This window comes from Cohnella hongkongensis, assembly GCF_042654645.1.
Classification (GTDB): domain Bacteria; phylum Bacillota; class Bacilli; order Paenibacillales; family Paenibacillaceae; genus Cohnella; species Cohnella hongkongensis.
Genome location: NZ_JBHSEP010000025.1, coordinates 21,991 through 44,803 on the forward strand (window position 1 = coordinate 21,991; position 22,813 = coordinate 44,803).

Below are 22,813 nucleotides of genomic sequence, written 5' to 3' on the forward strand. Positions count from 1 at the left end.
AACATGATATTCTAATAGGTAGAAATAGGGGGCGTCGATTGCTGCGTTTGCGGCTCGAATACATCATCTTTGGGCGACATTCCGCAGCCGGCGTGAAAGTTTTTTCACAGGCAGGAAAATGGGGCGGGAACAGCGAATAATAAAGAGTAACAGATCAGTGTGCCGCAGATGTGCCGTCAGGCTCGAATTGGCGGCGCTTTTTCGTCGCTATGGACACGTGACTTATCCGCCCTATCTTACTTAATGTGGTGATCCGAGAGAAATGAAAGAGCAATTTTCACGATTGCTGGGTCTAACCGACCGCAGCGCTCAAGAAGAGGTTAAACAAATTTCCGTTCGCGAGATCGTGCCGAGTCCTTACCAGCCACGGTCGGTGTTCGACGATGAACGGATCGATGAATTGTGCCAGACGATTAAAACCCATGGCGTAATTCAGCCTATTGTCGTTCGCGTGCGCGATGGAAAACATGAGATTATTGCCGGCGAGCGCCGATGGCGTGCGGTGACGAAGCTCGGTCTGGAGACGATACCGGCGATCGTTCGGGAAATCAACGATTCGCAGGCGGCTTCCGTTGCCTTGATCGAAAACTTGCAGAGAGAAGGCCTGACGGCGCTCGAGGAAGCGATCGCGTATCAGAAGCTGATCGATCTTCACAGCCTGACGCAGGAAAGTCTGGCCCAGCGGCTCGGCAAAAGCCAATCGACGATCGCCAACAAAATTCGGCTGCTGCAGCTTGGGGAGACGGTTCGCCAGGCGCTGCTCGACCGGAAAATTACCGAACGACATGGTAGAGCGCTGCTGGCGCTGCCGGATGAGGAAGCTCAGAACAAGCTGCTTAAAGAAATTATCGATAAGGATTTGAACGTGAAACAGACCGAGACACGCGTGGCGTTCTATCTGGAAGCGACAAAGCCGAAGCGATCCAAGCGATTCTCGTTCTCTAAAGATGTGAGGCTTGCCGTCAATACGATTCGTCAGTCCGTCGATATGGTCAACGGATCGGGCATTCCGATTAAGGCGGACGAGAAGGATTGCGACGACCATTACGAGATTATCATCCGAATTCCTAAACGTTAGTACGTTGCGGATGCCTATGCTCCCGAACCGGCAACGAAATGACGCCAGCCAATTCGTTGCCGACGGTTCCGATCTGATCGCTTACCCGGTTCGCCGGAGATCGGAAGGGCGGATCGCTTGCGCTTGAACGGATGGGCTGCGAGCGTTCCACAGGCGTCCGCCTTTTTGTTTTCAACGAAGACTGGACAGAACGTATATCCCCGTCCCGACGACGGCAACGCTGCGTGCGCGCGTGCGTTTTAGCTGATCAAGCGTCTCTTGACTAGGCTGAAGCGCTGCCGCGCATTCGTTATCCGTCTTCCTCAAAGCGGCGTTAACCGCAAATGCTTGGGCGGTCATTTAAGATCGAGGTGAAAGAGGTTGTCTAAAATTATTGCGATTGCCAATCAGAAGGGCGGGGTTGGTAAAACGACGACATCGGTGAATCTGGGCGCTTGCCTGGCTTCTCTCGGGAAAAAAGTGCTGATCGTCGACATTGATCCTCAGGGCAATACAACGAGCGGCATCGGGATCAATAAAGCGGACGTCAGCTATTGCATCTATGATGTGCTGATTAACGAGGCGCATCCGAAGCAAGCGATTGCCGATACGGAGATTCCCGACTTGAAAATCATTCCGGCCACGATTCAGTTGGCGGGAGCGGAGATCGAGCTAGTTCCGACGATGTCGCGTGAGATTCGGTTGAAAAAGGCGCTTGCCTTGATAAAGAACGACTTCGATTACATTCTGATCGACTGTCCGCCGTCGCTTGGCATTTTAACGATTAATTCGCTAACCGCTGCGGATTCGGTGCTGATTCCGATTCAATGCGAATATTACGCCCTTGAAGGATTGAGCCAGCTGTTGAACTCGATCCGGCTGGTGCAGAAGCATTTGAACACGTCGCTGCAGATCGAAGGCGTTCTGCTGACGATGTTCGACGCGCGCACGAATCTGGGCATTCAGGTCATTGAAGAGGTCAAAAAGTATTTTCAGCAGAAGGTCTATCAAACGATTATTCCTCGCAACGTCAGACTGAGCGAAGCGCCGTCGCACGGACAATCGATCATTACTTACGATCCGAAGTCTAAAGGCGCGGAAGTGTATCTCGAGTTGGCAAAGGAAGTGGTCTCTTATGAGCAAGCGGCTAGGTAAAGGCTTGGATGCGTTGATTACCTCTCTGTCGATCAAGGAAGACGACAAGATCGTAGAAATTCCGTTGACTCAGCTCAGAGCCAATCCCTATCAGCCTCGCAAAACGTTCGAAGAGGACGCGATCAAGGATTTGGCGGAGTCGATCCGGGAGCACGGGGTCATCCAGCCGATCGTCGTGCGTCAAGCGCTCAAGGGCTATGAAATTATTGCCGGTGAAAGACGGTTTAGAGCTTCCCAGTTGCTCGGCAACGCAACCATCCCGGCCGTCGTTCGCACCTACAACGACCAGCAAGTGATGGAAATTGCGTTGATCGAGAATGTGCAGCGGGAGGATCTGAATTCCATCGAGGTGGCCGTCGCTTATCAGGCAATTATGAATCAGTTCAACTTGACGCAGGAAGAGCTGTCTCTCAAGGTGGGCAAATCTCGTTCGCACATTGCCAACTTCCTGCGGCTGCTGACGCTGCCGGAGGAAATCAAGGAATATGTTTCACGTGGAACATTGTCGATGGGACATGCCCGGGCGCTGGCCGGCATTAAGGACGATCAACTGAAGCGCCAATTGGCGAAGCAGGCGGTGACGGCCGAGTGGAGCGTTCGCGAACTGGAGGAGGCGGTGCAAAATGCCGATTCCAAAAAAGCGAGCGTCAAAGCAAAGGCGAAAATAAAAAAGCGCGACCCTTATATCGAAGAAATCGAGGAGACGCTGCGGAAGAAGTTTCAGACGACTGTGCGTATTAAGCCAAACAAGGATAAAGGCTGCATCGAGCTTTCGTACTTCGGCAAAAGCGATCTGGAGAGGCTGTTGGAGCTGTTGAAGGCGCTGGCTTAATAGGGGAGACTAAAGTAGCATGCCCAAGTTGTAATCTTCCTAAGGAAGGATTAAACTAAGGTGTGCTATTGTTGTGTAAGGACGGTGAACGCCATGGACGATCGAAAGCCGATTATTTATTTGGACAATGCCGCTACAAGCTGGCCGAAGCCTCCCGGCGTGATCGAGGCGATGGAGCGCAACGTGAGAGAGCATGCGGCGAATCCGGGCCGAGGCAGCCACGAAATGGCGGTCAAGGCGAGCCGGATTCTGTTCGACGCTCGCAAGAGACTGGCGAGACTGTTCGGCATCGGCAATCCGAACGACATCGCCTTCGCTCTGAATACGACTCACGCCCTGAACCTCGCTGTGCAGGGCATGCTGAAGCCGGGGGACCATGTCATCGCGACGTCGCTCGAGCATAACTCGGTCAGACGCCCGATCGAAGCGATGAGACGAAGATTCGGCATCGAGGCGACCTTCATCGCAGCCGATGAGCAGGGGCGCCTGAATGTGAAGGACGTCGAACAGGCGATAACGCCGAAAACCCGGCTGATCGCGGCTTCGCACAGCTCGAATCTGCTGGGCTCGATCGCTCCGATAGCCGAGCTCGGCGAGCTGGCGCGCAGAAAAGGCGTCAGACTGCTCGTGGATGCCGCTCAGAGCGCAGGGGTACTGCCTATCGACGTGGAGAAGATGGGAATCGATATGCTGGCGTTCCCGGGGCATAAGGGGCTTCTCGGACCGCAAGGAACGGGCGGCTTATATATTCACCCGGAGCTGGAGCTGGAGCCTCTGATGCACGGGGGGACAGGCAGTAAATCGGAGGCGCCGGAGCAGCCTGCCGTAAGGCCCGATCGCTACGAGGCCGGAACGCAGAATACGCCCGGCATTGCCGGGTTGTCCGAAGGCGTGCAGTTCGTGCTTAGGGAAACGACGAAGGCGATCCACGCCAGGGAGCTGGAGCTCACCTACGAGCTGATGGAGGGACTGCTCTCTATACAGGGAGTTCGATTACTCGGTCCGGATGCGGGAATCGAGAGGACGGCGATCGTCTCCTTTGTCGCGGAAGGCGTCGATCCGTCCGAGATGGCCTTCCTGCTCGATCGCCAGTTCGGGATTGCGGTCAGGGCAGGGTTCCACTGCACGCCGCTGGGCCATGAAACGGCCGGAACCTACGAGACGGGTGCGGTACGCGCAAGTCCCGGATATTTTACGGAAAAATCGGAGATCGTATCCTTGATAGACGCCGTTCGGGAAATCGTCGGCGCAATGGGAAGAAGAAACGGAGTTTAACGCTACGGTGGGGGAGTAAGCACGAATGGATGGTTGGAACGATCAGTTGGCCGTCGTAGTCACAGGCGGCGCAGCGGTGCTGCTGCTCGTCTTGGTCGTCTGGCTTGCCGTATTGTCGAGCAAGCTGGGCAAGCTTAAGAGAGCGCATCAGCATCTAGTAGGAGATACCGGTGTGACCAACATGGAAGACGTTATGAGGGTCGTGCATGAACGGCTGTCCGAGCTGGACCGCAAGCAATCCGAACAGGGGCGGACGATGGAGCAGCACGAAAGACGCCTCTCGTCGCTGAAGGGACGAATCGGCGTCCATCGATTCAATGCATTCTCGGATTCGGGCAGCGATCTGAGCTTCTCCGTGGCCTTCATTAACGAGGCTCAGGACGGAGTGGTCATTACGGGGATTCATGGCCGGGAGCAGACCTTCCTCTATGCCAAGCCGATCGACAAAGGCCAATCCGCCTATATGCTGACGCCGGAAGAAAAAAAGGCGATCAGTCTGGCAATGCAAAAGGAATAACCGGCTTGCTGCGCGTCTTCTGGACGGCGTTCAGCAGACTTTGCGCGATAATCTCCGACATCTTCACAACTAGATTCAATCGCGTGTTCTGAAGAACGAAGTACTCCATAAAACCGCCGACGTTCACGATGCCCGTCATATGGATGTCTCCGACAGGAGGAAGCTCCTTGTTCACTCCGGCGCCGGGTCGGACAGGCCCCGAACCGATCTGAATGCATCCTACGCTGGCAACTTGTCCGAGGCAGGCGTCGACGGCGATGACGAAGGGCTGACGCGAGCCTCTCATAATTCGGAGCAGCGTATCGCCGAGGTTCATGGCATGCACCGGTTCTTCCAGCGTTCCGTACAGATCGAACAAAGGACTGTACTCGCGCGCGAGAGCCGTCCCGACGAGAGGCCCGAGCGAATCTCCCGTAGAGCGATCGGTGCCGACGCAGACGATAACGATTCGACGTTCGGGAGTTAATGCTTCCAAGTAATACTCGAGCTGTTGGGACAATCTCTGTAATACCGTGGGGTCGTTAAAAGGAATTTTTAAAGAGAGCGCCGCCGATTCGGGTGCGGGACTCGAGTGTTTCTCCCAAGCGCCGTTCATTCGTCCGATTCGCCTCCTACCCTAGTATGTTACTAGTATATGGACGAACAGACGCATTTATACTTGGACCCAGGAGGTTTGCACGATGGACTCTCTCTTGATCGCTTTCGACTCCACGCAGCAGGCGCTAAGAGCCGAGATGCTGCTCGAGTATGCCGATATCGAGATCGACATTTGTCCTACCCCGAAGGAGATTACGGCAGGCTGCGCGCTTTCCATCGAGTTCTCCGCTTCCGACCTGACGGAGGTGCGGAGCATTATCGAATCGGAGCGCGTGGAAATACGAGGTTTGTTCGGTAAGACGCCGGACGGGTACGAACAGATTCGTTGAGAGAGGGAGAGATCGGCTATGTATCCTTTCTTCGCTTTCGGACTGGCATGGATCCAAGACAATCTGTGGGAGCAGTTTGTCGGAGAGATAAGCGATTTTCTGCAGGACACGGAGATGTGGAGAAACTCGGCGATCGTCCTGCTTCGCATCGTATTGATCTATCTGTCCAGCCGTCTGGCACTCGTCGTGCTCAATCGCGTGATCGATCATGCGACCAGCGAGAAGAAGTCCAGAAGGTTAAAGCTGCGCACAAGACGAGTTCAAACGCTAGGCCGCCTGCTGAAAAATACGTCTTCCTATCTGATCAACTTCATTACGATCTTGCTCGTATTGGGAGAATTCCACATTCAGCTCGCTCCCTTGCTGGCCGGCGCGGGCGTCATCGGACTGGCGATCGGCTTCGGCGCGCAAAGTCTGGTCAAGGACGTCATCACGGGCTTCTTCATCCTATTCGAGGATCAGTTCGCTGTCGGTGACGAGATCCAGACAGGGTCGTATAAAGGGACGGTCGAGTTGATCGGATTGCGGGCGACGCGCATACGCAGCTGGACGGGGGAAGTCCATATTATCCCGAACGGGTCGATCAATCAGGTGACCAATTTCTCGGTCAATCCGCAGCTGGCAGTTGTGGATATTACCGTCTCTTACGACCATACGATAGAGGAAATGATGGCTCTGATGCGGCAAACGTTGGGGCAAATTAACGATCTGAACTTGACGGGAATGCCGGAGGTGCTGGGAATTCAGACGCTGGCGCCGAGCCAGATGACGATCCGGATTACGGCCAGATGCAAGCCGAATACGGCGGACGAGGTTACGCGTCTCATTAATACGGAAGTCAAGAAAGCGCTCGAATCGAAGCAAGCGGCTGTCATTGAATAAAACGTGCGAGGAGCAGGAAATAGGAGGGATCGCTATGGAACGGAAGAGCTTCGAGCTGGGCGATGTGGTCATGATGAAGAAGCCGCATCCTTGCGGGGCGAACGAGATGGAGATCATTCGAATGGGGATGGACATTCGAATCAAGTGCGTCAAGTGCAAGCATAGCATCCTGCTGCCCCGCGCGAAATTCGAGAAAAGCATGAAGAAGGTATTGCGTCCGGCAGGAGGCGCTGCCTCGGACGAAAGCGCGACGTAGAGACGATAGAAATGGATGAACAATCCAGTTGCAAGGCTTGTTGAAATGTGGTATGATTTTTCTTGCTGCGGAGAGGTACCCAAGTGGTCCAAGGGGGTTGACTCGAAATCATCTAGGCGTCGCAAGGCGTGCGTGGGTTCGAATCCCACCCTCTCCGCCATAACGAATACTCTTCAATTCGGAACCCTTCTACGAGGAATGCGTAGAAGGGTTTTTTGATGTTCAGGAAGGATAAAATCGTTATTCTGATCTGAATCCCCTTCGACATAAACGGTATCCCGCCGATCCCAAGGGAGGCGTGAGCCGTTTACGCTCTGTATCCCGCCGTCCATTCGCGACACCTCATTATGATCCGCAAACAATCATTTTCAGCATCTGTTGGAAGCGAAGCACAATGACTCTGTCTTTTTCGTGTAATATAATATAACAAACATGGTGTTAAATCTATCTTTAATCTGACATAAGGGAGTGGGGAGAGATGTTTATTGAAGCAAATCCTTACATGTATCCGTATAACGGGCAATTGAGATCGGACAATACCGCTCTTCTTATCATCGATATGCAGATCGACTTCTGCGGACCGGGCGGGTATGTGGACCGGATGGGGTATGATCTGTCGCTCACCCGCCGAGCGATCGAGCCGATTCGAAGTCTGCTGCAGACGGCGCGAGCGATACCGGGGTTCACCATTATCCATACGAGGGAGGGCCATCGTCCGGATCTGTCCGATCTGCCGGCTAACAAGAGGTGGAGAAGCAAGCAGATCGGAGCGGAGATCGGCTCGAAGGGCCCGGCGGGGCGGATTCTCGTTCGAGGAGAGCCGGGATGGGAGATTATCGAGGAGCTGGCGCCTGAGGATGGGGAAGTCATCATCGACAAGCCCGGCAAGGGCAGCTTCTACGCGACGGATCTGGATCTGATTCTTAGAACGAGAGGGATCGAAAATCTGATTCTGACCGGAATTACGACCGACGTCTGCGTCCATACGACGATGCGCGAGGCCAACGACCGCGGCTATGAATGTTTGATCCTGGAGGATTGCACGGGTGCGACCGACTGGAGCAATCATCTGGCGGCGCTGAAGATGGTGACGATGCAGGGGGGCGTATTCGGCAGCGTGTCCGATTCGGCAAGAACGATCGAGGCGCTCTCCGGACTGGCCGGAAAGAACGAGTCGGACTCGGCGACAGGATCGTGCATTCGAGCGCCAAGAGAGGCGGAGGAGAAAAGATGAAGCAAGCGAAGCCGCAAGAGTCGCTGTCGATCGATCGGCTGCGGGCCGCTTATCTGGACAAGTCGACGACGCCTGAAGCGGTCGTCCGAGAGATCGTCCGGCTGGCCGAACGAGACAGCGGGATGAACATATGGATTACGCCGCCGAGAATGGAGAGAATCCAGCCTTATTTGGACGGTCTGGCGAGCTTGAACCCTGCGCAGGCGCCGTTATGGGGCATCCCCTTCGCCATCAAGGACAACATCGATCTCGCCGGCGTTCCGACGACGGCGGCATGTCCGGATTTTCAGTATGTCCCCCGAGAGCACGCCGTCGTCGTCGACAGGCTCATCCGTGCGGGAGCGATTCCCGTCGGCAAGACGAATCTGGACCAGTTCGCGACAGGACTTGTCGGAGTGAGAAGTCCCTACGGGGAGACCGCCAACGCCCTTAAAGAGGAGCTGATCAGCGGGGGCTCCAGCTCGGGCTCGGCCGTCGCTGTCGCGCGAGGACAGGCGGCGTTCTCTCTCGGCACCGATACGGCCGGCTCGGGCCGGGTTCCCGCAGCGCTGAACGGATTGACGGGGTATAAGCCAAGCCTGGGCGCATGGCCGACGAAGGGCGTCGTCCCGGCCTGCGCCAGCCTGGACTGCGTATCGGTGTTCGCGAACAGCCTGGAGGACGCGCTGGAGGTCGACCGCGTCGTCAGAGGCGCCGAGCCGACCGATCCGTGGTCGCGCTCGCTTCCTTCGATCACGCCGGCGCTTCCGGCCAAGCTTCTGCTTCCGGCCGGAAGTCCGACCTTCTTCGGGCCTTACGCCGAGCATTATGAACAGGCGTGGCAGCGTACGATCAAGCGGCTGGAAAGCTTAGGCCTGCCGATCGAATATGCGGATACGAGCCTGCTTCGGGAAGCGGCCGAGCTGCTGTACGGCGGGCCTTTCGTCGAGGAAAGGTGGGCCAGTCTCGGCGGGTTTATCGAAGCGCATCCCGACAGCGTGCTGCCGGTGACGTCCGGGATACTGCGGCCGTCTCCGGAATCGTCCTACGACGGGGCCGCCGTCTTCAAGGCGCTGCATGCGCTGCAGGCAATCAAGCTGGAGACGGCCCGTCTGCTGGAAGGCGCGGTGCTCGTCCTGCCGACGACCGGGGGCACGTGGACGCGGGAGCAGGTGCGCCGCGATCCCGTCGAGACCAATACGAAGATGGGGATTTACACCAATCACTGCAATCTGCTGGATCTGTGCGGCGTTGCCGTCCCTGCGGGCGAAGCGGCGGAAGACGTTCCTTTCGGCATTACGCTGTTCGCCTCATCCGCTTGCGAGAGCGAGGCGTTCGGAGCGGCTATGGCCTGGGCCGGCCGCCCGGAGATCGGAAAACGGGAAACGTCGGCAAATTCGACCTATGTAGCCGTGTGCGGGCTGCATATGAGAGGATATCCTCTGGAAAAACAAATGCTGCAGCACGGAGGCGTCTTCGTCCGAGAAGCGAGAACCGCTCCCAAATACTCGCTTTATCGACTGCCGACCGTTCCTCCAAAGCCTGGAATGATGAAAAGGAGAGGGCAGGGAAAGGCGATCGAGGTGGAGATCTGGGAGATGCCGCTCTCCTCCTTCGGTCCGTTCGTTTCCGCTATTCCCGGACCGCTCGGCATCGGCAAAATCGAGCTCGACGACGGTACGGAGGTGCCCGGCTTCGTATGCGAGGGGTACGCGGCGGCGGATGCGGAGGATATTACGGCCAGCGGCGGCTGGCGCGCTGCAGAGTGACGGGGCTGTCGGGGCTTTCCCTAAGCCGGGCTTCCTTGCGAGAGGAGGCCCTGGTCTTGGAGGGGAAGGCTCTTTTTTTGTGATTACAATTCGCTATCTTTTTCTGAACCTCCTCCGACAATAACGCGATTCTTCGTCTAGAGGACGCCGACATAAACCTGTCCCGCCGATCGCAAGTACGGCGCGTAAGCCGTCTATGCATGCAGTATTAATGTAATATGTATGTTATATTTATAATCAAAAAACAAGAACCTACCACTAATTTTGTTTGTAATGAATAAAGAATATGACATAGAAATGAGCTATAATCAATTTTATAAATCCAAAACACTTGAATAAGTAAGATAATATCACATAAGTGCAGGGCGGGGAGGAAGACGAGATGTCCGTCGAACACGATACGTGTCCTTATCTCCTGAAGGCGGAAGGATTGACGAAGCGATTCGGTTCTCTTGTGGCGAACGAGGCGATCGATCTCGTCGTTCGCGCAGGGGAAGTTCACGCGATACTCGGCGAGAACGGAGCGGGCAAGAGCACGCTGATGAAAATGCTGTACGGCGTATACGAGCCGGATGAAGGAACCGTATGGATGGACGGCGCGCGGACCGGGCTGCATCCCCCTACGAAAGCCCGGGCCAAAGGGATCGGAATGGTGTTTCAGGACTTTCGGGTCGTTCCTGCGCTGACCGTGTTGGACAACATCGCCCTGGCAGTGGGGACGGGGTGGAGATTGAACCGGAAGAAGCTGCGCGAGCGAATTGTCGGCGTTGCCGCCAAGTACGGGCTGCAGGTCGAGCCGGATGCGCCGGTCTGGCAGCTTGATCTCGGGCAGCGGCAGCGTCTGGAGATCGTGAAAGTGCTGCTTGCCCCGAATACGCGAATCGTCATTTTCGACGAGCCGACAAGCGTGCTCGTCCCGCAAGAAGTCGAAGCGTTCCTGAAGATGCTCGATTTGCTCCGCAAGGACGGCTACGGCATTCTGCTCATCACGCACAAGATTAACGAGGTGCTTGCCGTCGCCGACCGGGTTAGCGTACTTCGGAGCGGACAGATCACGTATTCGGCGGAGAGAGCGGATGGGTTGGACGGCGAGACGCTGATCTCTGCGATGATGGGAGATAAGACGCTGCAGGCGATCGTGAAGCCGGAAGGCTCTCTCCAAGGGACGGAACGGGAGGAGGCGCTTCGCATCGATGACGGCCGGATCGATGGCGATCACGGAGAACCGGTGCTGACCGATATCCGGCTGTCCGTGGCCAAGGGGAGCATCGTCGGAGTCGCGGGCATATCCGGCAGCGGACAGCGGGAGCTGGCCGAAGCGCTGTTCGGTCTAAGGAAGCTTGCTTCCGGCCAAGTCCTGATCGGAGGCGCGGAGATGAAGGGCGGCCCGCGGTCGTTCATAGAAGCGGGAGTCAGCTTCGTCTCGGAGGATCCGATCAAGGAATCGGTGATTCCGGGCTTCACTATTCTGGAGCATATGGTGCTGGACGGCATGCCGGTGAGAGCGAAAGGCCCGGGCATCGACTGGAAAGCGTTGAGGAAACGGCTGGCGGACAGTCCGGAGGCGAATTCTCTCTCCCTGGCGGAAGGAAGCCGAAGAGCCGACACGCTGTCGGGGGGCAACGTTCAGAGGATGGTGCTGTCCCGGGCGTTGATCCGCAAGCCGGATATTCTGATCGTCAGCTATCCGAGCCGGGGGCTGGACATCGGAACGACGCGTACGATTCAGCAGCAGCTCATCGGTCTGGCGGAGCAAGGAACGGCGATATTGCTGTTCTCCGAGGATCTGGACGAATTGTTTAAGCTGTCCGACGAACTGGTCGTGCTAAGCGGAAAGCGTCTGCTCGGCCCTTATAAGCCCGAGGATACGGATGCGACCCAGATCGGCTATCGCATGCTGAAAGGAGAATCGGCGTGAAAACACAAACCGGAACGCTTTCGCTGTTCGCCGGAAGATGGCCCTCCTTCGCGCGATGGAGGAAACAGGGCATTCAGACGCTCATCTTCATTTCTCCTTTTGTTTTGTACGGAATATTTCTGCTTGTCTATGGCGTGAACCCTCTGCAGCTGTACGTCTCGATGGTGAAATCGGCATTCGGCGATCTTTACGGCTTCGGGGAGGTGCTGCTGAAGGCCACCCCGTTCGTGCTGACCGGACTGGCGGCGGCTCTTCCCGCCAAGGCAGGGCTGGTGAACGTCGGAGGCGAAGGCCAGCTGGCGATCGGAGCGCTGCTTGCGACCTGGTTCGCCGTCTTTTATCTGAACGCCATGCCCGCATGGCTCGGCATTCCGCTCATGATGATTGCCGGGGCGCTCGGAGGAGCGGTATGGGCCGGTCTGGTCGCGGTTCTGAAGGTGAAGGGCAGGCTGAACGAGACGATTACAAGCGTGCTGCTGAACTATGTCGCCGCGTTCACGGTCGGATTTTTCGTTCACGGCATGCTGAAGGATCCGAACTCGTTCAACTGGCCGTTCTCTCCGGAGATCGCATCGTCCTTGAGGCTGCCGATCGTGAACGGCACGAGGCTTCACGTTGGATTCGCCATCGCGCTCGTCCTGGCGGCGCTGGTCTGGTTCGTTCTGGAGAAGACAAGACTGGGCTTCCGGATTCGGGTGCTCGGCAGCAACCGGCTGGCCGCGGAGAGAGCCGGGTTCGGCATCCGCGGAATGTATTTCTGGGTGCTGATCGCCGCCGGGATGCTGGCCGGCATCGCGGGCGCCATCGAGATCGCCGGCATCGAGGGCCGCCTGCGCGCCTCGACCGGGGCCAACTTCGGCTACCTTGGCTTCCTCGCGGCGATGATGGCCTGGAATCACCCGCTCAGACTGATCCTGACGGCCTTTCTGCTCGGCATGATCAGCGTCGCGGGCAATACGCTGGAGATCGGTTCGGGGCTTCCGTCCTCGTCCGTTAACATTCTGATGGCGCTTGTCCTGTTCTTCATCCTCGGCGGCAGGAGGTGAACGCGATGATGGTAGCGGATATTCTCACCGGCGCGATTCGTTCCGGAACGTCGGTCATGCTGGCCAGCCAGGGAGAGCTGATCTCCGAGAGAGCCGGGGTGATCAACCTCGGAACCGAAGGCTCGATGCTGGGAGGCGCGCTGGGAGGCTTCGCGGTTACGGTATGGACCGGCAATCCATGGCTTGGCGCGCTGGCGGGAGGGCTGTGCGGCCTTCTGATCGCTTCGATCCACGCTTTCCTCGTCCTGAGCTGCGGAGCGAATCAGTTAGCCACCGGTCTTACGATTATGTTCTTCGGCATGGGCGTCACGGCTTTCTTCGGAAGGGATTTCGTCAGTGAGCAGATCGTCGGGTTCAATCCGGTAGCGATACCGCTGCTGTCCGATATCCCGTTTCTCGGACCGATTCTGTTCCAACACGATCCGCTGACTTATCTGTCGATTCTGCTTGTTCCGCTGCTCTGGTTCCTCATCTTCCGTACCCGGATCGGCATCATGCTGAGAACGGCGGGAGAACGGGAGGAGGTGCTGTTCGCCAGCGGAATTCATCCGAAGCGGGTCCGCTATCTCGCGGTGCTGGCCGGCGGATTCCTGGCCGGCATCGGAGGCGCGCAGCTGTCCATCGCTTATACGCACGCCTGGGTAGAGAACATAACGGCCGGAAGGGGCGTCGTAGCCGTAGCGCTGGTCATCTTCGCTTCGTGGAAGCCGGCCCGGGCGATGCTTGGAGCTTATCTGTTCGGGGCGGCGCAGGCGCTCCAGCTGACCGTTCAGCAGCAAGGCTACGCGATTTCACCGTTTTTCCTGTTCATGGTGCCCTATCTGTTAACGCTGCTGGCGCTGCTGATCGTAGAACGGAGGAAGTCGTCCCGGACGCCGGAGGCGCTCGGCAAGGTGTTCGCGGGAGAGGGAAGCGGTTAGCGGCTCCCGTATCGAAGGAAGGCAGTACGAGCAATCCATTTTATAGAGAAACGATCAAAGGAGAGGGAACCCTTATGAAAATCAAAAGAAGAGCAAGTCATGTGCTGTTGGGCGCTCTGGCGCTCGTCATGCTGATCACCGGCTGCAGTCAGCCCGGAAGCTCGTCCGGCAGCAGCTCGTCGGGTCAAGCAAGCGAAGCTCCGTCGGCCGGCTCGAACGCCGCGATGGGGACGGGCGGAACGGCCGTCGGCTTTATTTTCGTCGGAACGAAGGACGATTACGGCTACAATCAGGCGGCGTACTTGGGCAGCGTGGCCGTGGAGGAGGCGTATCCCGACCTGAAGGTGCTGCGCGCCGAGAACGTTCCGGAGACGGCGGAAGCCGAGCGCGTCATGGAACAGATGATCAAGGACGGGGCGAAAATCATTTTTCCGACCTCTTACGGGCATCTGGAGCCGGCGCTTAACGTCGCCAAGCGCCACCCGGACGTCGTCTTTTTCCATCAGGGCGGCTTGAAGACGGCCGACAATGTCGGCACTTACTTCGGCACGATCTGGGAGCCGGTCTATCTGGCAGGCGTAGCGGCGGGCCGCATGTCCAAAACCGGCAAGCTCGGCTACATCGTCTCCGTTCCGATTCCGCAGGTGCTGCTTAACGTCAACGCCTTCACGCTTGGCGCGCGCTCCGTCAATCCGGACGCGACGACGTCTGTCGTCTTCACGGGGAGCTGGTGCGATCCCGGCCAACAGGCGAATGCGACGAACTCGCTCATCGACAGCGGGGCGGACGTGCTCAGCCTCCATCAGGATTGCATGAAGACGGTAATCGAGACGGCCGAACGACGCGGCGCAATGACGGTCGGCTACCACGCCGATGCATCGTCCCTTGCTCCGAACGGCTGGATCACCGGCTCCCTGTGGAATTGGCCGGAGCTGTTCGTCGAGATGGTGAAGACGGCTCGGGACGGCCAGTTCAAGAGCAGCAAGTTCGACGGCAAGTACCGCGGCACGCTGGCCGACAATGTCGTGCAGCTCGGCTCGTTCGGAGCGAACGTTCCGGCCGACGTCGTGGAGTACGTGGAGGAACAAAAGAAGGCGCTGCTGGAAGGAACGCTTCAGCCGTTCGCGGGCCCGGTTAAGGATCAATCGGGCGAGGTGCGCATCGCCGAAGGCGAAACGCCTTCCGTCGAGCAGCTCGAAGGCTCCGATTACTTGGTCGAAGGCGTCATCGGCAGCATTCCGAAATGATCCGGCCAAGCCGCGTATAGAAAGGAGGAGAGCCCATGAGCGGATTGGGCGGATTAAACAAAAGTCCGGACGGCGTCGTCATCGGGCTGGTGCAGCTGCAGCTGCCCGTCGTAGTTACGCCCGAGCAGCTGAAGGAGCAGACCGCCCGCATCGTCGAGCTGACGGCGAAGGCGCGCAGAGGACTGAGAGGAATGGATTTGGTCGTCTTTCCGGAATACTCGCTGCACGGCTTGTCGATGAACACCGATCCGGCGCTGATGTGCCGGGTCGACGGACCGGAGGTCGAGGCGTTCCGCGAGGCTTGCCGGAACAATCGAATCTGGGGCTGCTTCTCGATCATGGAGGCGAACCCCGACGGTTCCCCGTACAACACCGGTCTGATCATCGACGATCAGGGAGACATTCGGCTGAACTATCGCAAGCTGCATCCGTGGGTGCCGGTTGAGCCGTGGGAGCCGGGCAATCTCGGCATTCCGGTCTGCGACGGGCCAAACGGCAGCAAGCTGGCGCTGGCGATCTGCCATGACGGGATGTTCCCGGAGATGGCCAGAGAATGCGCTTATCGCGGAGCGGACGTCATGATACGCACGGCAGGCTATACGGCGCCGATTCGACATGCGTGGCAAGTGACGAATCAAGCGAACGCGTTCTGCAATCTGATGTATACCGCATCGGTGTGCATGTGCGGAAGCGACGGTACGTTCGATTCGATGGGAGAGGCGATGATCGTCGGCTTCGACGGCGTGCCTCTCGTCACTGGTGGAGGGCGGCCGGACGAGATCGTCGCCGGAGAGGTTCGCCCGTCGCTCGTTCGCGAAGCTCGCCGACTCTGGGGCGTGGAGAACAACATCTACCAGCTCGGCCATCGCGGCTATGTGGCGGTTGACGGCGGAGCCGGGGATTGCCCCTATACGTATATGGAAGATCTCGCGAACGGACGTTATCGGCTTCCATGGGAGGACGAGATCGCGGTTAAGGACGGAACGTCGGAAGGCTTCCCGAAGCCGACGCGGCGCTATGCGGGAAGGGCGGAAGAACGATGACGGAGAAGCGGACGGCGGTCAAGACGGCCGACGAGCTGGCGTGGGGGCTGATGCCCGATCATATCGAGCTTTATCATCGGGAGATCGTCTCGGCCGCCGAAGCCGACGGACTAGGCGTAAGAGCCAGCTCGGTGCTGTGGGAGAGGATCGGCGTCGGAGGCGCCGTTCTGCCCCACTACCATAACGTGGCGGAGATCATCCACATTACGGTTGGAAGAGTTCGTCTTCTCTGCAACGGAGAGTGGAAATCATACAAGGCCGGAGACACGTTTCACGTGCCGGCCGGCGTCGTCCACTCGGTGGCCAACGACGATGCGGCCCCGACGGAGCAGATCAGCATTTTTCTTCCGGTCGAGGAGGGGGCGCCGGGAAACCGGTTTTTCGAAACGACGAAGGTGCCGATTCCGCTGGAGCGGGAGCTTCGGGATTAGCGGAGGGAAAGGAGGGACAACGCGGTGCTCAAGGTGAGGGAAGCGCTGCCGTATGCGTTCGAGTTCGATCCGGGGCGCACGGCGCTGGTCGTAGTCGACATGCAGAACGATTTCTGCTCGCCGGGGGGCTTCGGAGAGAGGCTCGGCAACAATATTGAACCGACCCGCGCGATTATCCCGGTCATTCGGAAGCTGCTTCTGGCGGCCAGGGAAGCCGGGATGACGATCGTGCATACGCGGGAGGGCCATCTGCCGGACTTGTCCGACTGTCCGCCCTCGAAGCTGGAACGCAGCCGCAGACAGGGCGCGGGCATCGGAGACGAAGGTCCGATGGGCAGACTTCTCGTTCGCGGGGAGCCGGGGCATGAGATCGTTCCGGAGCTGGCGCCGCTGGACGGGGAGTTCGTGATCGACAAGCCCGGGAAAGGCGCGTTCTACAGGACGGAGCTGGATCGTCTGCTGGCGAATCGGGGCGTCGACTCGCTGATCGTATGCGGAGTGACGACGCACGTCTGCGTCCATACGACCGTCCGCGAAGCGAACGATCGCGGCTACCGCTGCCTCGTGCCGGAGGACGCGACGGCCGCGTTCGACCCGGCCGACCAGGAAGCGGGGATCCGCATGATCCGGCAGCAGGGAGGCATCTTCGGATGGACCGCATTCGCGGACGAGGTGGCGGGGGCGCTGCAGCGGTAGAACGAGCGCCCGGCAAGGGCCGGAAGGAGGGACGCCCGTGAAGGGGACGATGAAAGAAGAAGCTTTTACGGTAAGGGCGCTGTTCGACGTTCCCCAACTGAAGGATGCCGTCCTCCTGGGCGGAGAGGCGGGACTGGATCGGCCGATCAGCCGGATTAACGTGATGGAAGTGCCCGACGTCGTCGATTGGGTTCGGCCGGGAGAGCTGCTAATGACGACGGGGTACCCGTTCAAGGACGATCCGGAAGTGTTGGTCACGCTTATCGCGCAATTGGCCGGCAAGGGCGTCGTCGCGCTGGGCGTCAAGACGAGAAGGTTTTTCGACGAGGTTCCGAAGTCGGCGATCGAGGCGGCGGAGAGGCACGGAATGCCGCTCATCGAGCTGCCGCCGAGCACGACGTTCTCGGATGTCGTTCGCGAAGTGATGGAAAGGGTGCTCGTGTCCGAATCCAAGGATCTGATGGTTCTGCAAGGACGCGTCCAACGCCTGTCCCATGTGCTGCTGCATGGCGACGGGCTTCATGCGTATTTGAATCATCTGCAGACGATGATTTGCAATCCGGTCGTGCTGCTCGACCCGCATAACCGGATTGCGGCTTCCTCGGACGCGGAGACGTTGTGCGCGGAGGTCGCGGAAGAGGAATGGGCCAAGTTCCGGACCGAGCAACCGCTCGAGACGAACGTGCTCCAGATCGGAAGCCGCAGCGTGCGCGTTCATATCGCGGCCGTGCCGGACGGGCAAATCCGCCCGTATCTCATGCTGATTCTGGAATATTCGGCGGATTACGGAACGGTGGACACGCTTACGATCAACTGGGCGGGACGGCTGCTCGGCTTCGAGATCAGCAATCTGCTGGCGCGCAAGAACATCGAATCGAAATATTTCGATCAATTTCTGCAGGACTGGCTGGCGGGCCGCATCGTCTCGGCGGACGATCTGCGCTTGCGGGCGGAGGCCTGCGGCTGGCCGCTGACGGAAGAGGATCGGTATGTCGCCGGCGTCTTGTCGTTCCGGGACCGCAAGCCTGGAATCAAGGAGCTGCAGGAGCTCGCCAAAAAGCTGAATTGGGAAAGCGATTCGCGCAAGTCGGGGGCCAAGTGGACGGTGCTGGAAGGCGAGCTTGTCGCGCTGCTCACGATGCGGGCCGATGTTCACGGCGCGACGTCCGGGGAGGACGGGCCGGAGCATGCCTGGTCCTATATCCGGCCGCTGCTCCGCGACAGATCCGTCTCGTTATGCGTCGGCAGGGAGGCGGAACAGCAGAGCGAGGTGGCGGGGAGCTACCGCGACGCGAAGCGCGCCGCCGAAATCCGGAGCGTCTGCGGCCTGCAGGACGAGACGGTCCGCTACGGCGAGCTGGGCGTGTATCTGCTGCTCTATCGGCTCCAAGGCACGGAAGAGCTGGAGGAATATCAGAGATTGTATCTGCAGCCGCTTCTCGAGCTGGATCGCAAGCAGCAAGGCTCTCTGCTTCATACGCTGCGCAGCTACTTCGAGTGCAACTGCAACGCCAAGGAGACGGCGGAGAGAATGTTCGTTCATTATAATACGATCAATTACCGGCTGGAGCGAATCAAGAACGAGCTCGGTCTTCGGCTCGACGATCCCGAGACGAAGCTGCTGCTTCATCTGGCGATCAAATCCGGCGATATTCTGACATGACGAAGAACCCCATTCACGGGGTTCTTCGGGCGACGTTTAGTGAGTGCTCGAGTTTCGTAACCTACGTTGCTGATGTCAACTCAGCCCTTCGGGGCTTCAGGAATGGCCTACAACCTCATCATGCCGATGACTGTCTTTAGCACAACCCCTCGCTTTCCCTACTCCGACAGGAACGCCTCAACTGGTTGTTGCCCGAATTCGTTCAACGGAACCACACCTCTCGTTTACCGTCGCCGAAATATAGAATGTCCGGTTTAACGTGACGTTATACGCATGAATTAAAGCTGTCGGCGGCGTTTGACTTTTTTCCACTTGCGGTTATGGTTTGTCGTTTCCGGAAATCTCTCCCCTTTGTGCAGATGCACGTGCTGCGGGTCGTTGACCCCCATGTGGAAGGAGTCTTCGCCGATCTCCATATATTCTCCGTCGTTCGGAGCTCGTTGTCCCGGTTCGAACTGCGTCTGTTCGCCCATTGCCCTCACCCCCTGTCGTAAGGGTTAGTGTAGCGCGAAATTCCTTGCGGTATTCGGGTCATTGTGATAAAGTATTTAGGTATGCTATAGAGTGCATACTCCTTGCTTCCCAGCCGATTGCCAAGCTGTCGGTATGCCAAGTGGGAGGCCACAAGACCTGAAGGAGGTGAACGGAAGATGCGCAACTATGAGTTGATGTACATCATCCGTCCGGACGTGGAACAAGAAACCGTTCAAGCTGTCACGGAGAAATTCCAGGGCATCATCGGGAACGGCGGAGAAATCGTAAAGCACGACAACTGGGGTAAACGTCGTCTTGCTTACGAGATCAACAAGCACCGCGAAGGGACGTATGTGTTGGTTCATTTCAAGGGACCGTCGGAAGTCGTGACGGAGCTCGAGCGCGTTCTGAAGATTACGGACGAAGTCATTCGTCATATCGTCGTCAGAGACCAAACCGCTTAATAACCGCACAACGCCGGGCGGACAACCGCCGTGAGATTGACAATGCCATGTCTAGTGGAGGGAGACCGCGATGCTGAACCGAGTGATTCTCATAGGACGCTTGACCAGGGACCCTGAATTGCGCTATACGCCTGCCGGGGTAGCCGTTACCCAATTTACGCTGGCGGTAGACCGTCCGTTCTCCGGGAACCGGGAGGAACGGGAAGCGGATTTTATCCCGATCGTAACTTGGAGGCAGCTTGCCGAGACGTGCGCCAATTACCTCCGCAAAGGGCGTTTGGCCGCCGTGGAGGGCCGGATTCAAGTTCGCAACTACGAGAATAACGAAGGCCGACGCGTCTATGTGACCGAAGTTATAGCCGACAACGTTCGATTCCTGGAATCGCCCAACCGCGAAGGCGGCGGCGGGCAAGGAAGAGACGATGCATTCGGCGGCGCTGCGGGAGCAGGCTCGTCAGGAGGCGGATACGGCGGCGGCGGCAATCGCAGCAGCGGCGCCGGAACGCGCAGCAGCGGCAACAATAGCGATCCCTTCGCCGATGACGGGCGACCGATAGACATATCGGACGATGATCTGCCATTTTAACTGGAAAGGACGGAGAACAAATGAGCGAACAACAAGCACAGCCACAAGCACAGGCGCAGCCTCAAGCGCGCGAAGAGCGCGGACCGCGCGGCCCTCGCGAAGGCGGAGAGCAGCGCGAGCCTCGCAAGTTCCGCCGCGGCGGACGCAACAAGCGCAAGAAGGTTTGCTACTTCACCGTTAATAAAATCACGTACGTCGACTATAAAGAGCTGGATCTTCTTCGCAAGTTCATCAGCGAGCGCGGCAAAATTCTGCCTCGCCGCGTGACAGGCACGAAAGCGAAATACCAGCGCATGCTGACGGTCGCGATCAAGCGCGCTCGTCAAATGGCTCTTCTGCCTTACACGACGGAATAGGCTTATAAGAAAAAAAAGGCCGTCCCGGTCATCCTAGGATGATTGCGGACGGCCTTTTTTTGGTGATTCAGAAATATAAAATTCGCTATCCTTCTCTGAATCCCCTCCGACAAAAACGCGATTCTGCGTCTGGAGGACGCAGAATCGCGCGTTTTTGCTTGGCAAGCAGTCGATTCCGAACCTTATGCCGCCACGTCGCGCTTGGTGAACAGCGTCCAGGCGACAAGCTGAAACACGACGTAGTAAGCGACGAGCACCGTGATCGAGAAGCCGAGCGTCATCTCCGGCCGGAGCGGGCTCGAGCCCGGCAAATACTGGGTCAGATCGATATTGGCGAACAACAGATATTTCGACCAGCTGTAGCTGCTCAGAATCATCGTGACCGTATGGCCGACCAGCATAAACAGCAGCGAGAACGCGATCGCCATCGACGAGCTGCGGAAAGCCGCCGAGATCATGAACGCCAGCGTGACATACATCAGCAGAGAGATAACGGCATAACCATATTTCTGCAGGGAATTGACGATCATGGAGCTCTCTTGAACGAGACCGTTGGCGTCTACGGTCAAATCCGGATGACTGAGGCCGTCGAGGCCTTGCAGCGCGGCTCCGGCTCCGAAGGCGGCCGCGAACGAGATCACAAGCAGAAGCAGGGCGAACATCATCGTCGAGATGTACTTGCTCAGCATAATCTTCGAACGCGATGCCGGACCGACGAGCAGCAGCTTGATCGTTCCCCAAGTGAATTCGGCCGCGATCATGTCGGCCGCGACGATGACGGTCAGAATGGTGATCAGCATGACGAGCGAAGCCGAGTTGTTGACATAATCCCAGAGCGACAGCTTGTAGGGGTTCAGATTATGAGCCAGGTAGTATTCGTTAAGAATGATTTCGTTCTCGAAATACTGCCTGGACTCGGCATCCAGATCCGTCAGGTTCGAAAGCTGCTTCTGATAATGGCTGTTCTGGACCGTTAAGCTTTGCTGCCAGTCGGCTTGCGGGATGCGGCTTTCGTCCCATTTCATCAAACCGCTCATCAAGCCCAGCGCAAGCAGGAGGAAGCCGATCATCAGCCAGGTGCGGGGACGCCGATAAATTTTCATGTTTTCGTTTCGTATCAAATTCCCCAAGCTAGACAACCATCTCACCTCCGGTAATCTCCAAGAACTGATCTTCCAGCGAACGCTGCGCCGCATGAATGCCGTAGACGTCCAGACCCGCCTTCACCAGCAGTCTCGCAATATCCGGAACGAGGCTTCGATCGGCGGCAATCTCGACGCGATCTCCGACGAGCTCGACGCCTTGGTGGTCGAACGCGCCGGACAGAAGACGATGAGCCGCTTCGATGTCGCTCGTTTCGACGACGATCTTCGTCCGCATCGAGTTCTTCGACTCCTGCAAGGAGCGCACGTCGATCAGCTTGCCTCCCTGAATGATTGCCACCCGATCGCACATGAGCTCCATCTCGGACAGCAGGTGCGAGGAGACGATGACCGAGAGCCCTTCCTCGTGCGTCAGCTTGCGCAGATAGTCCCGCAGCTCGCGAATGCCGGCGGGGTCCAGACCGTTCGTCGGCTCGTCGAGAATGAGCACGGACGGCTTGTGCAGAATCGCTTGCGCCACGCCCAGCCGCTGCCGCATGCCGAGGGAATAGCGCTTCACTTTCTCGTGGATGCGATTTTGCAGGCCGAGCAGCTGCACGACCTCGTCGATTCGCTGCTTCGTGACGCCGGAATGGCGCCGCGCGAAGTGCACGAGGTTCTGGTAGCCGGTCAGAAACTTGTACATCTCCGGATTTTCCACAATCGCCCCGATATGGGTCATGGCCTGTTCGAACTGCTTGCGCACGGACACGCCTTTAACGGTAATTTCGCCTTTGGTCATCGAAATGAGACCGACGATCATGCGGATCGTCGTCGTTTTGCCCGCTCCGTTAGGCCCGAGGAACCCGAACACCTCTCCTGCGGGGATATCGAATGACAGATCGCTCACAATCGTGCGCCTGCCGATCGTCTTCGTCACGTTCCGAAGCTGCAGAACGGCTTCTTGCATATCCTTTCATCCTCCTCTAAATGTTGCGCTGAGTT

General features: G+C 57.9%; 25 protein-coding genes and 1 tRNA gene. 22 read left to right on the forward strand and 4 right to left on the reverse strand.

Annotated features, from left to right (window positions below):
• Nucleotides 1-262: 262 nt before the first annotated feature.
• From noc to ACFO3S_RS24035, 5 genes are all read left to right on the forward strand, one after another.
• The gene (noc, locus tag ACFO3S_RS24015; protein ID WP_378101231.1) at nucleotides 263-1,078 is read left to right on the forward strand and encodes a nucleoid occlusion protein; all 816 of its coding nucleotides are present in this window, start codon (nucleotides 263-265) and stop codon (nucleotides 1,076-1,078) included.
• A 360-nt stretch (nucleotides 1,079-1,438) separates the two neighbouring features.
• Entirely contained in the window at nucleotides 1,439-2,212 is a 774-nt protein-coding gene (locus tag ACFO3S_RS24020) for a ParA family protein (RefSeq protein ID WP_378101234.1), read from the forward strand.
• Nucleotides 2,193-3,044, forward strand: coding sequence for a ParB/RepB/Spo0J family partition protein (locus tag ACFO3S_RS24025; RefSeq protein ID WP_378101237.1), 852 nt, complete (start codon nucleotides 2,193-2,195; stop codon nucleotides 3,042-3,044). Before ACFO3S_RS24020 ends, ACFO3S_RS24025 begins: the two co-directional genes overlap by 20 nt.
• A gap of 93 nt (nucleotides 3,045-3,137) precedes the next feature.
• A complete protein-coding gene (locus ACFO3S_RS24030) occupies nucleotides 3,138-4,319 on the forward strand; it encodes an aminotransferase class V-fold PLP-dependent enzyme (RefSeq protein WP_378101240.1) in 1,182 nt (393 codons plus the stop codon).
• A 25-nt stretch (nucleotides 4,320-4,344) separates the two neighbouring features.
• Nucleotides 4,345-4,836, forward strand: coding sequence for a DUF4446 family protein (locus ACFO3S_RS24035; protein ID WP_378101243.1), 492 nt, complete (start codon nucleotides 4,345-4,347; stop codon nucleotides 4,834-4,836).
• Here ACFO3S_RS24035 and yyaC read toward each other — a convergent pair.
• Complete coding sequence (gene yyaC, locus ACFO3S_RS24040) at nucleotides 4,811-5,431, reverse strand: spore protease YyaC (RefSeq protein ID WP_378101246.1); 621 nt, start codon at nucleotides 5,429-5,431, stop codon at nucleotides 4,811-4,813. The genes ACFO3S_RS24035 and yyaC overlap by 26 nt on opposite strands.
• Nucleotides 5,432-5,516: 85 nt before the next feature.
• Between yyaC and ACFO3S_RS24045 the strand changes: the two genes are divergently transcribed.
• From ACFO3S_RS24045 to ACFO3S_RS24110, 14 genes are all read left to right on the forward strand, one after another.
• Nucleotides 5,517-5,762 carry a putative Se/S carrier protein gene (locus ACFO3S_RS24045; RefSeq protein ID WP_378101249.1) on the forward strand — a complete coding sequence of 82 codons (246 nt, stop codon included), beginning with the start codon at nucleotides 5,517-5,519 and terminating at the stop codon, nucleotides 5,760-5,762.
• A gap of 18 nt (nucleotides 5,763-5,780) precedes the next feature.
• Nucleotides 5,781-6,644, forward strand: coding sequence for a mechanosensitive ion channel family protein (locus tag ACFO3S_RS24050; RefSeq protein ID WP_378101252.1), 864 nt, complete (start codon nucleotides 5,781-5,783; stop codon nucleotides 6,642-6,644).
• A gap of 34 nt (nucleotides 6,645-6,678) precedes the next feature.
• Nucleotides 6,679-6,900, forward strand: coding sequence for a DUF951 domain-containing protein (locus tag ACFO3S_RS24055; RefSeq protein ID WP_378101255.1), 222 nt, complete (start codon nucleotides 6,679-6,681; stop codon nucleotides 6,898-6,900).
• Nucleotides 6,901-6,969: 69 nt separating this feature from the next.
• Nucleotides 6,970-7,060 (forward strand) — tRNA-Ser (locus tag ACFO3S_RS24060).
• Between the two features lie 318 nt (nucleotides 7,061-7,378).
• Complete coding sequence (gene biuH / locus ACFO3S_RS24065) at nucleotides 7,379-8,134, forward strand: biuret amidohydrolase (RefSeq protein WP_378101258.1); 756 nt, start codon at nucleotides 7,379-7,381, stop codon at nucleotides 8,132-8,134.
• A complete protein-coding gene (atzF, locus tag ACFO3S_RS24070) occupies nucleotides 8,131-9,882 on the forward strand; it encodes an allophanate hydrolase (protein ID WP_378101261.1) in 1,752 nt (583 codons plus the stop codon). Before biuH ends, atzF begins: the two co-directional genes overlap by 4 nt.
• Nucleotides 9,883-10,264: 382 nt before the next feature.
• On the forward strand, nucleotides 10,265-11,800 hold the full coding sequence (locus ACFO3S_RS24075) for an ABC transporter ATP-binding protein (protein ID WP_378101264.1): 1,536 nt from the start codon (nucleotides 10,265-10,267) through the stop codon (nucleotides 11,798-11,800).
• On the forward strand, nucleotides 11,797-12,846 hold the full coding sequence (locus ACFO3S_RS24080) for an ABC transporter permease (RefSeq protein ID WP_378101267.1): 1,050 nt from the start codon (nucleotides 11,797-11,799) through the stop codon (nucleotides 12,844-12,846). Before ACFO3S_RS24075 ends, ACFO3S_RS24080 begins: the two co-directional genes overlap by 4 nt.
• 5 nt (nucleotides 12,847-12,851) lie before the next feature.
• Complete coding sequence (locus ACFO3S_RS24085; RefSeq protein ID WP_378101270.1) at nucleotides 12,852-13,766, forward strand: ABC transporter permease; 915 nt, start codon at nucleotides 12,852-12,854, stop codon at nucleotides 13,764-13,766.
• A gap of 74 nt (nucleotides 13,767-13,840) precedes the next feature.
• Nucleotides 13,841-15,013 carry a BMP family ABC transporter substrate-binding protein gene (locus ACFO3S_RS24090; protein WP_378101273.1) on the forward strand — a complete coding sequence of 391 codons (1,173 nt, stop codon included), beginning with the start codon at nucleotides 13,841-13,843 and terminating at the stop codon, nucleotides 15,011-15,013.
• 35 nt (nucleotides 15,014-15,048) lie between these two features.
• Complete coding sequence (locus ACFO3S_RS24095; RefSeq protein WP_378101276.1) at nucleotides 15,049-16,056, forward strand: formamidase; 1,008 nt, start codon at nucleotides 15,049-15,051, stop codon at nucleotides 16,054-16,056.
• Nucleotides 16,053-16,487, forward strand: a complete 435-nt coding sequence (locus ACFO3S_RS24100; protein ID WP_378101279.1) for a cupin domain-containing protein — start codon at nucleotides 16,053-16,055, stop codon at nucleotides 16,485-16,487. The genes ACFO3S_RS24095 and ACFO3S_RS24100 overlap by 4 nt, the downstream gene beginning before the upstream one ends.
• Nucleotides 16,488-16,511: 24 nt before the next feature.
• Nucleotides 16,512-17,183, forward strand: coding sequence for a cysteine hydrolase family protein (locus ACFO3S_RS24105; RefSeq protein ID WP_378101282.1), 672 nt, complete (start codon nucleotides 16,512-16,514; stop codon nucleotides 17,181-17,183).
• A 37-nt stretch (nucleotides 17,184-17,220) separates the two neighbouring features.
• Nucleotides 17,221-18,846 carry a PucR family transcriptional regulator gene (locus ACFO3S_RS24110; protein ID WP_378101285.1) on the forward strand — a complete coding sequence of 542 codons (1,626 nt, stop codon included), beginning with the start codon at nucleotides 17,221-17,223 and terminating at the stop codon, nucleotides 18,844-18,846.
• A 278-nt stretch (nucleotides 18,847-19,124) separates the two neighbouring features.
• Here ACFO3S_RS24110 and ACFO3S_RS24115 read toward each other — a convergent pair whose 3' ends face one another.
• Entirely contained in the window at nucleotides 19,125-19,319 is a 195-nt protein-coding gene (locus ACFO3S_RS24115; protein ID WP_378101288.1) for a YjzC family protein, read from the reverse strand.
• A gap of 177 nt (nucleotides 19,320-19,496) precedes the next feature.
• Between ACFO3S_RS24115 and rpsF the strand changes: the two genes are divergently transcribed.
• The 3 genes from rpsF (at nucleotide 19,497) to rpsR (ending at nucleotide 20,726) form a co-directional block, all read left to right on the forward strand.
• Nucleotides 19,497-19,784: a 30S ribosomal protein S6 gene (gene rpsF, locus ACFO3S_RS24120; protein ID WP_378101291.1), complete on the forward strand. Its 288-nt coding sequence runs from the start codon at nucleotides 19,497-19,499 to the stop codon at nucleotides 19,782-19,784.
• Between the two features lie 70 nt (nucleotides 19,785-19,854).
• On the forward strand, nucleotides 19,855-20,370 hold the full coding sequence (ssb, locus tag ACFO3S_RS24125) for a single-stranded DNA-binding protein (protein ID WP_378101294.1): 516 nt from the start codon (nucleotides 19,855-19,857) through the stop codon (nucleotides 20,368-20,370).
• Nucleotides 20,371-20,390: 20 nt separating this feature from the next.
• Nucleotides 20,391-20,726 carry a 30S ribosomal protein S18 gene (gene rpsR / locus ACFO3S_RS24130; protein ID WP_378101297.1) on the forward strand — a complete coding sequence of 112 codons (336 nt, stop codon included), beginning with the start codon at nucleotides 20,391-20,393 and terminating at the stop codon, nucleotides 20,724-20,726.
• A gap of 182 nt (nucleotides 20,727-20,908) precedes the next feature.
• On the opposite strand, the gene ACFO3S_RS24135 is transcribed toward rpsR, so the two are convergent.
• Together ACFO3S_RS24135 and ACFO3S_RS24140 are read right to left on the reverse strand one after the other, a co-directional pair.
• Nucleotides 20,909-21,922 carry an ABC transporter permease gene (locus ACFO3S_RS24135; protein ID WP_378101299.1) on the reverse strand — a complete coding sequence of 338 codons (1,014 nt, stop codon included), beginning with the start codon at nucleotides 21,920-21,922 and terminating at the stop codon, nucleotides 20,909-20,911.
• Nucleotides 21,858-22,778, reverse strand: a complete 921-nt coding sequence (locus ACFO3S_RS24140) for an ABC transporter ATP-binding protein (RefSeq protein WP_378101302.1) — start codon at nucleotides 22,776-22,778, stop codon at nucleotides 21,858-21,860. The genes ACFO3S_RS24135 and ACFO3S_RS24140 overlap by 65 nt, the downstream gene beginning before the upstream one ends.
• Between the last annotated feature and the right edge of the window lie 35 nt (nucleotides 22,779-22,813).

Bases quoted from the DNA above. Each gene is read 5' to 3' on its own strand.
- noc (WP_378101231.1), top strand. From the start codon at position 263: ATGAAAGAGCAATTTTCACGATTGCTGGGTCTAACCGACCGCAGCGCT.
- ACFO3S_RS24025 (WP_378101237.1), top strand. From the start codon at position 2,193: ATGAGCAAGCGGCTAGGTAAAGGCTTGGATGCGTTGATTACCTCTCTG.
- ACFO3S_RS24030 (WP_378101240.1), top strand. From the start codon at position 3,138: ATGGACGATCGAAAGCCGATTATTTATTTGGACAATGCCGCTACAAGC.
- ACFO3S_RS24035 (WP_378101243.1), top strand. From the start codon at position 4,345: ATGGATGGTTGGAACGATCAGTTGGCCGTCGTAGTCACAGGCGGCGCA.
- yyaC (WP_378101246.1), bottom strand. From the start codon at position 5,431: ATGAACGGCGCTTGGGAGAAACACTCGAGTCCCGCACCCGAATCGGCG.
- ACFO3S_RS24045 (WP_378101249.1), top strand. From the start codon at position 5,517: ATGGACTCTCTCTTGATCGCTTTCGACTCCACGCAGCAGGCGCTAAGA.
- ACFO3S_RS24050 (WP_378101252.1), top strand. From the start codon at position 5,781: ATGTATCCTTTCTTCGCTTTCGGACTGGCATGGATCCAAGACAATCTG.
- ACFO3S_RS24055 (WP_378101255.1), top strand. From the start codon at position 6,679: ATGGAACGGAAGAGCTTCGAGCTGGGCGATGTGGTCATGATGAAGAAG.
- biuH (WP_378101258.1), top strand. From the start codon at position 7,379: ATGTTTATTGAAGCAAATCCTTACATGTATCCGTATAACGGGCAATTG.
- atzF (WP_378101261.1), top strand. From the start codon at position 8,131: ATGAAGCAAGCGAAGCCGCAAGAGTCGCTGTCGATCGATCGGCTGCGG.
- ACFO3S_RS24075 (WP_378101264.1), top strand. From the start codon at position 10,265: ATGTCCGTCGAACACGATACGTGTCCTTATCTCCTGAAGGCGGAAGGA.
- ACFO3S_RS24085 (WP_378101270.1), top strand. From the start codon at position 12,852: ATGATGGTAGCGGATATTCTCACCGGCGCGATTCGTTCCGGAACGTCG.
- ACFO3S_RS24090 (WP_378101273.1), top strand. From the start codon at position 13,841: ATGAAAATCAAAAGAAGAGCAAGTCATGTGCTGTTGGGCGCTCTGGCG.
- ACFO3S_RS24095 (WP_378101276.1), top strand. From the start codon at position 15,049: ATGAGCGGATTGGGCGGATTAAACAAAAGTCCGGACGGCGTCGTCATC.
- ACFO3S_RS24100 (WP_378101279.1), top strand. From the start codon at position 16,053: ATGACGGAGAAGCGGACGGCGGTCAAGACGGCCGACGAGCTGGCGTGG.
- ACFO3S_RS24115 (WP_378101288.1), bottom strand. From the start codon at position 19,319: ATGGGCGAACAGACGCAGTTCGAACCGGGACAACGAGCTCCGAACGAC.
- rpsF (WP_378101291.1), top strand. From the start codon at position 19,497: ATGCGCAACTATGAGTTGATGTACATCATCCGTCCGGACGTGGAACAA.
- ssb (WP_378101294.1), top strand. From the start codon at position 19,855: ATGCTGAACCGAGTGATTCTCATAGGACGCTTGACCAGGGACCCTGAA.
- rpsR (WP_378101297.1), top strand. From the start codon at position 20,391: ATGAGCGAACAACAAGCACAGCCACAAGCACAGGCGCAGCCTCAAGCG.
- ACFO3S_RS24135 (WP_378101299.1), bottom strand. From the start codon at position 21,922: ATGCGGCGCAGCGTTCGCTGGAAGATCAGTTCTTGGAGATTACCGGAG.
- ACFO3S_RS24140 (WP_378101302.1), bottom strand. From the start codon at position 22,778: ATGCAAGAAGCCGTTCTGCAGCTTCGGAACGTGACGAAGACGATCGGC.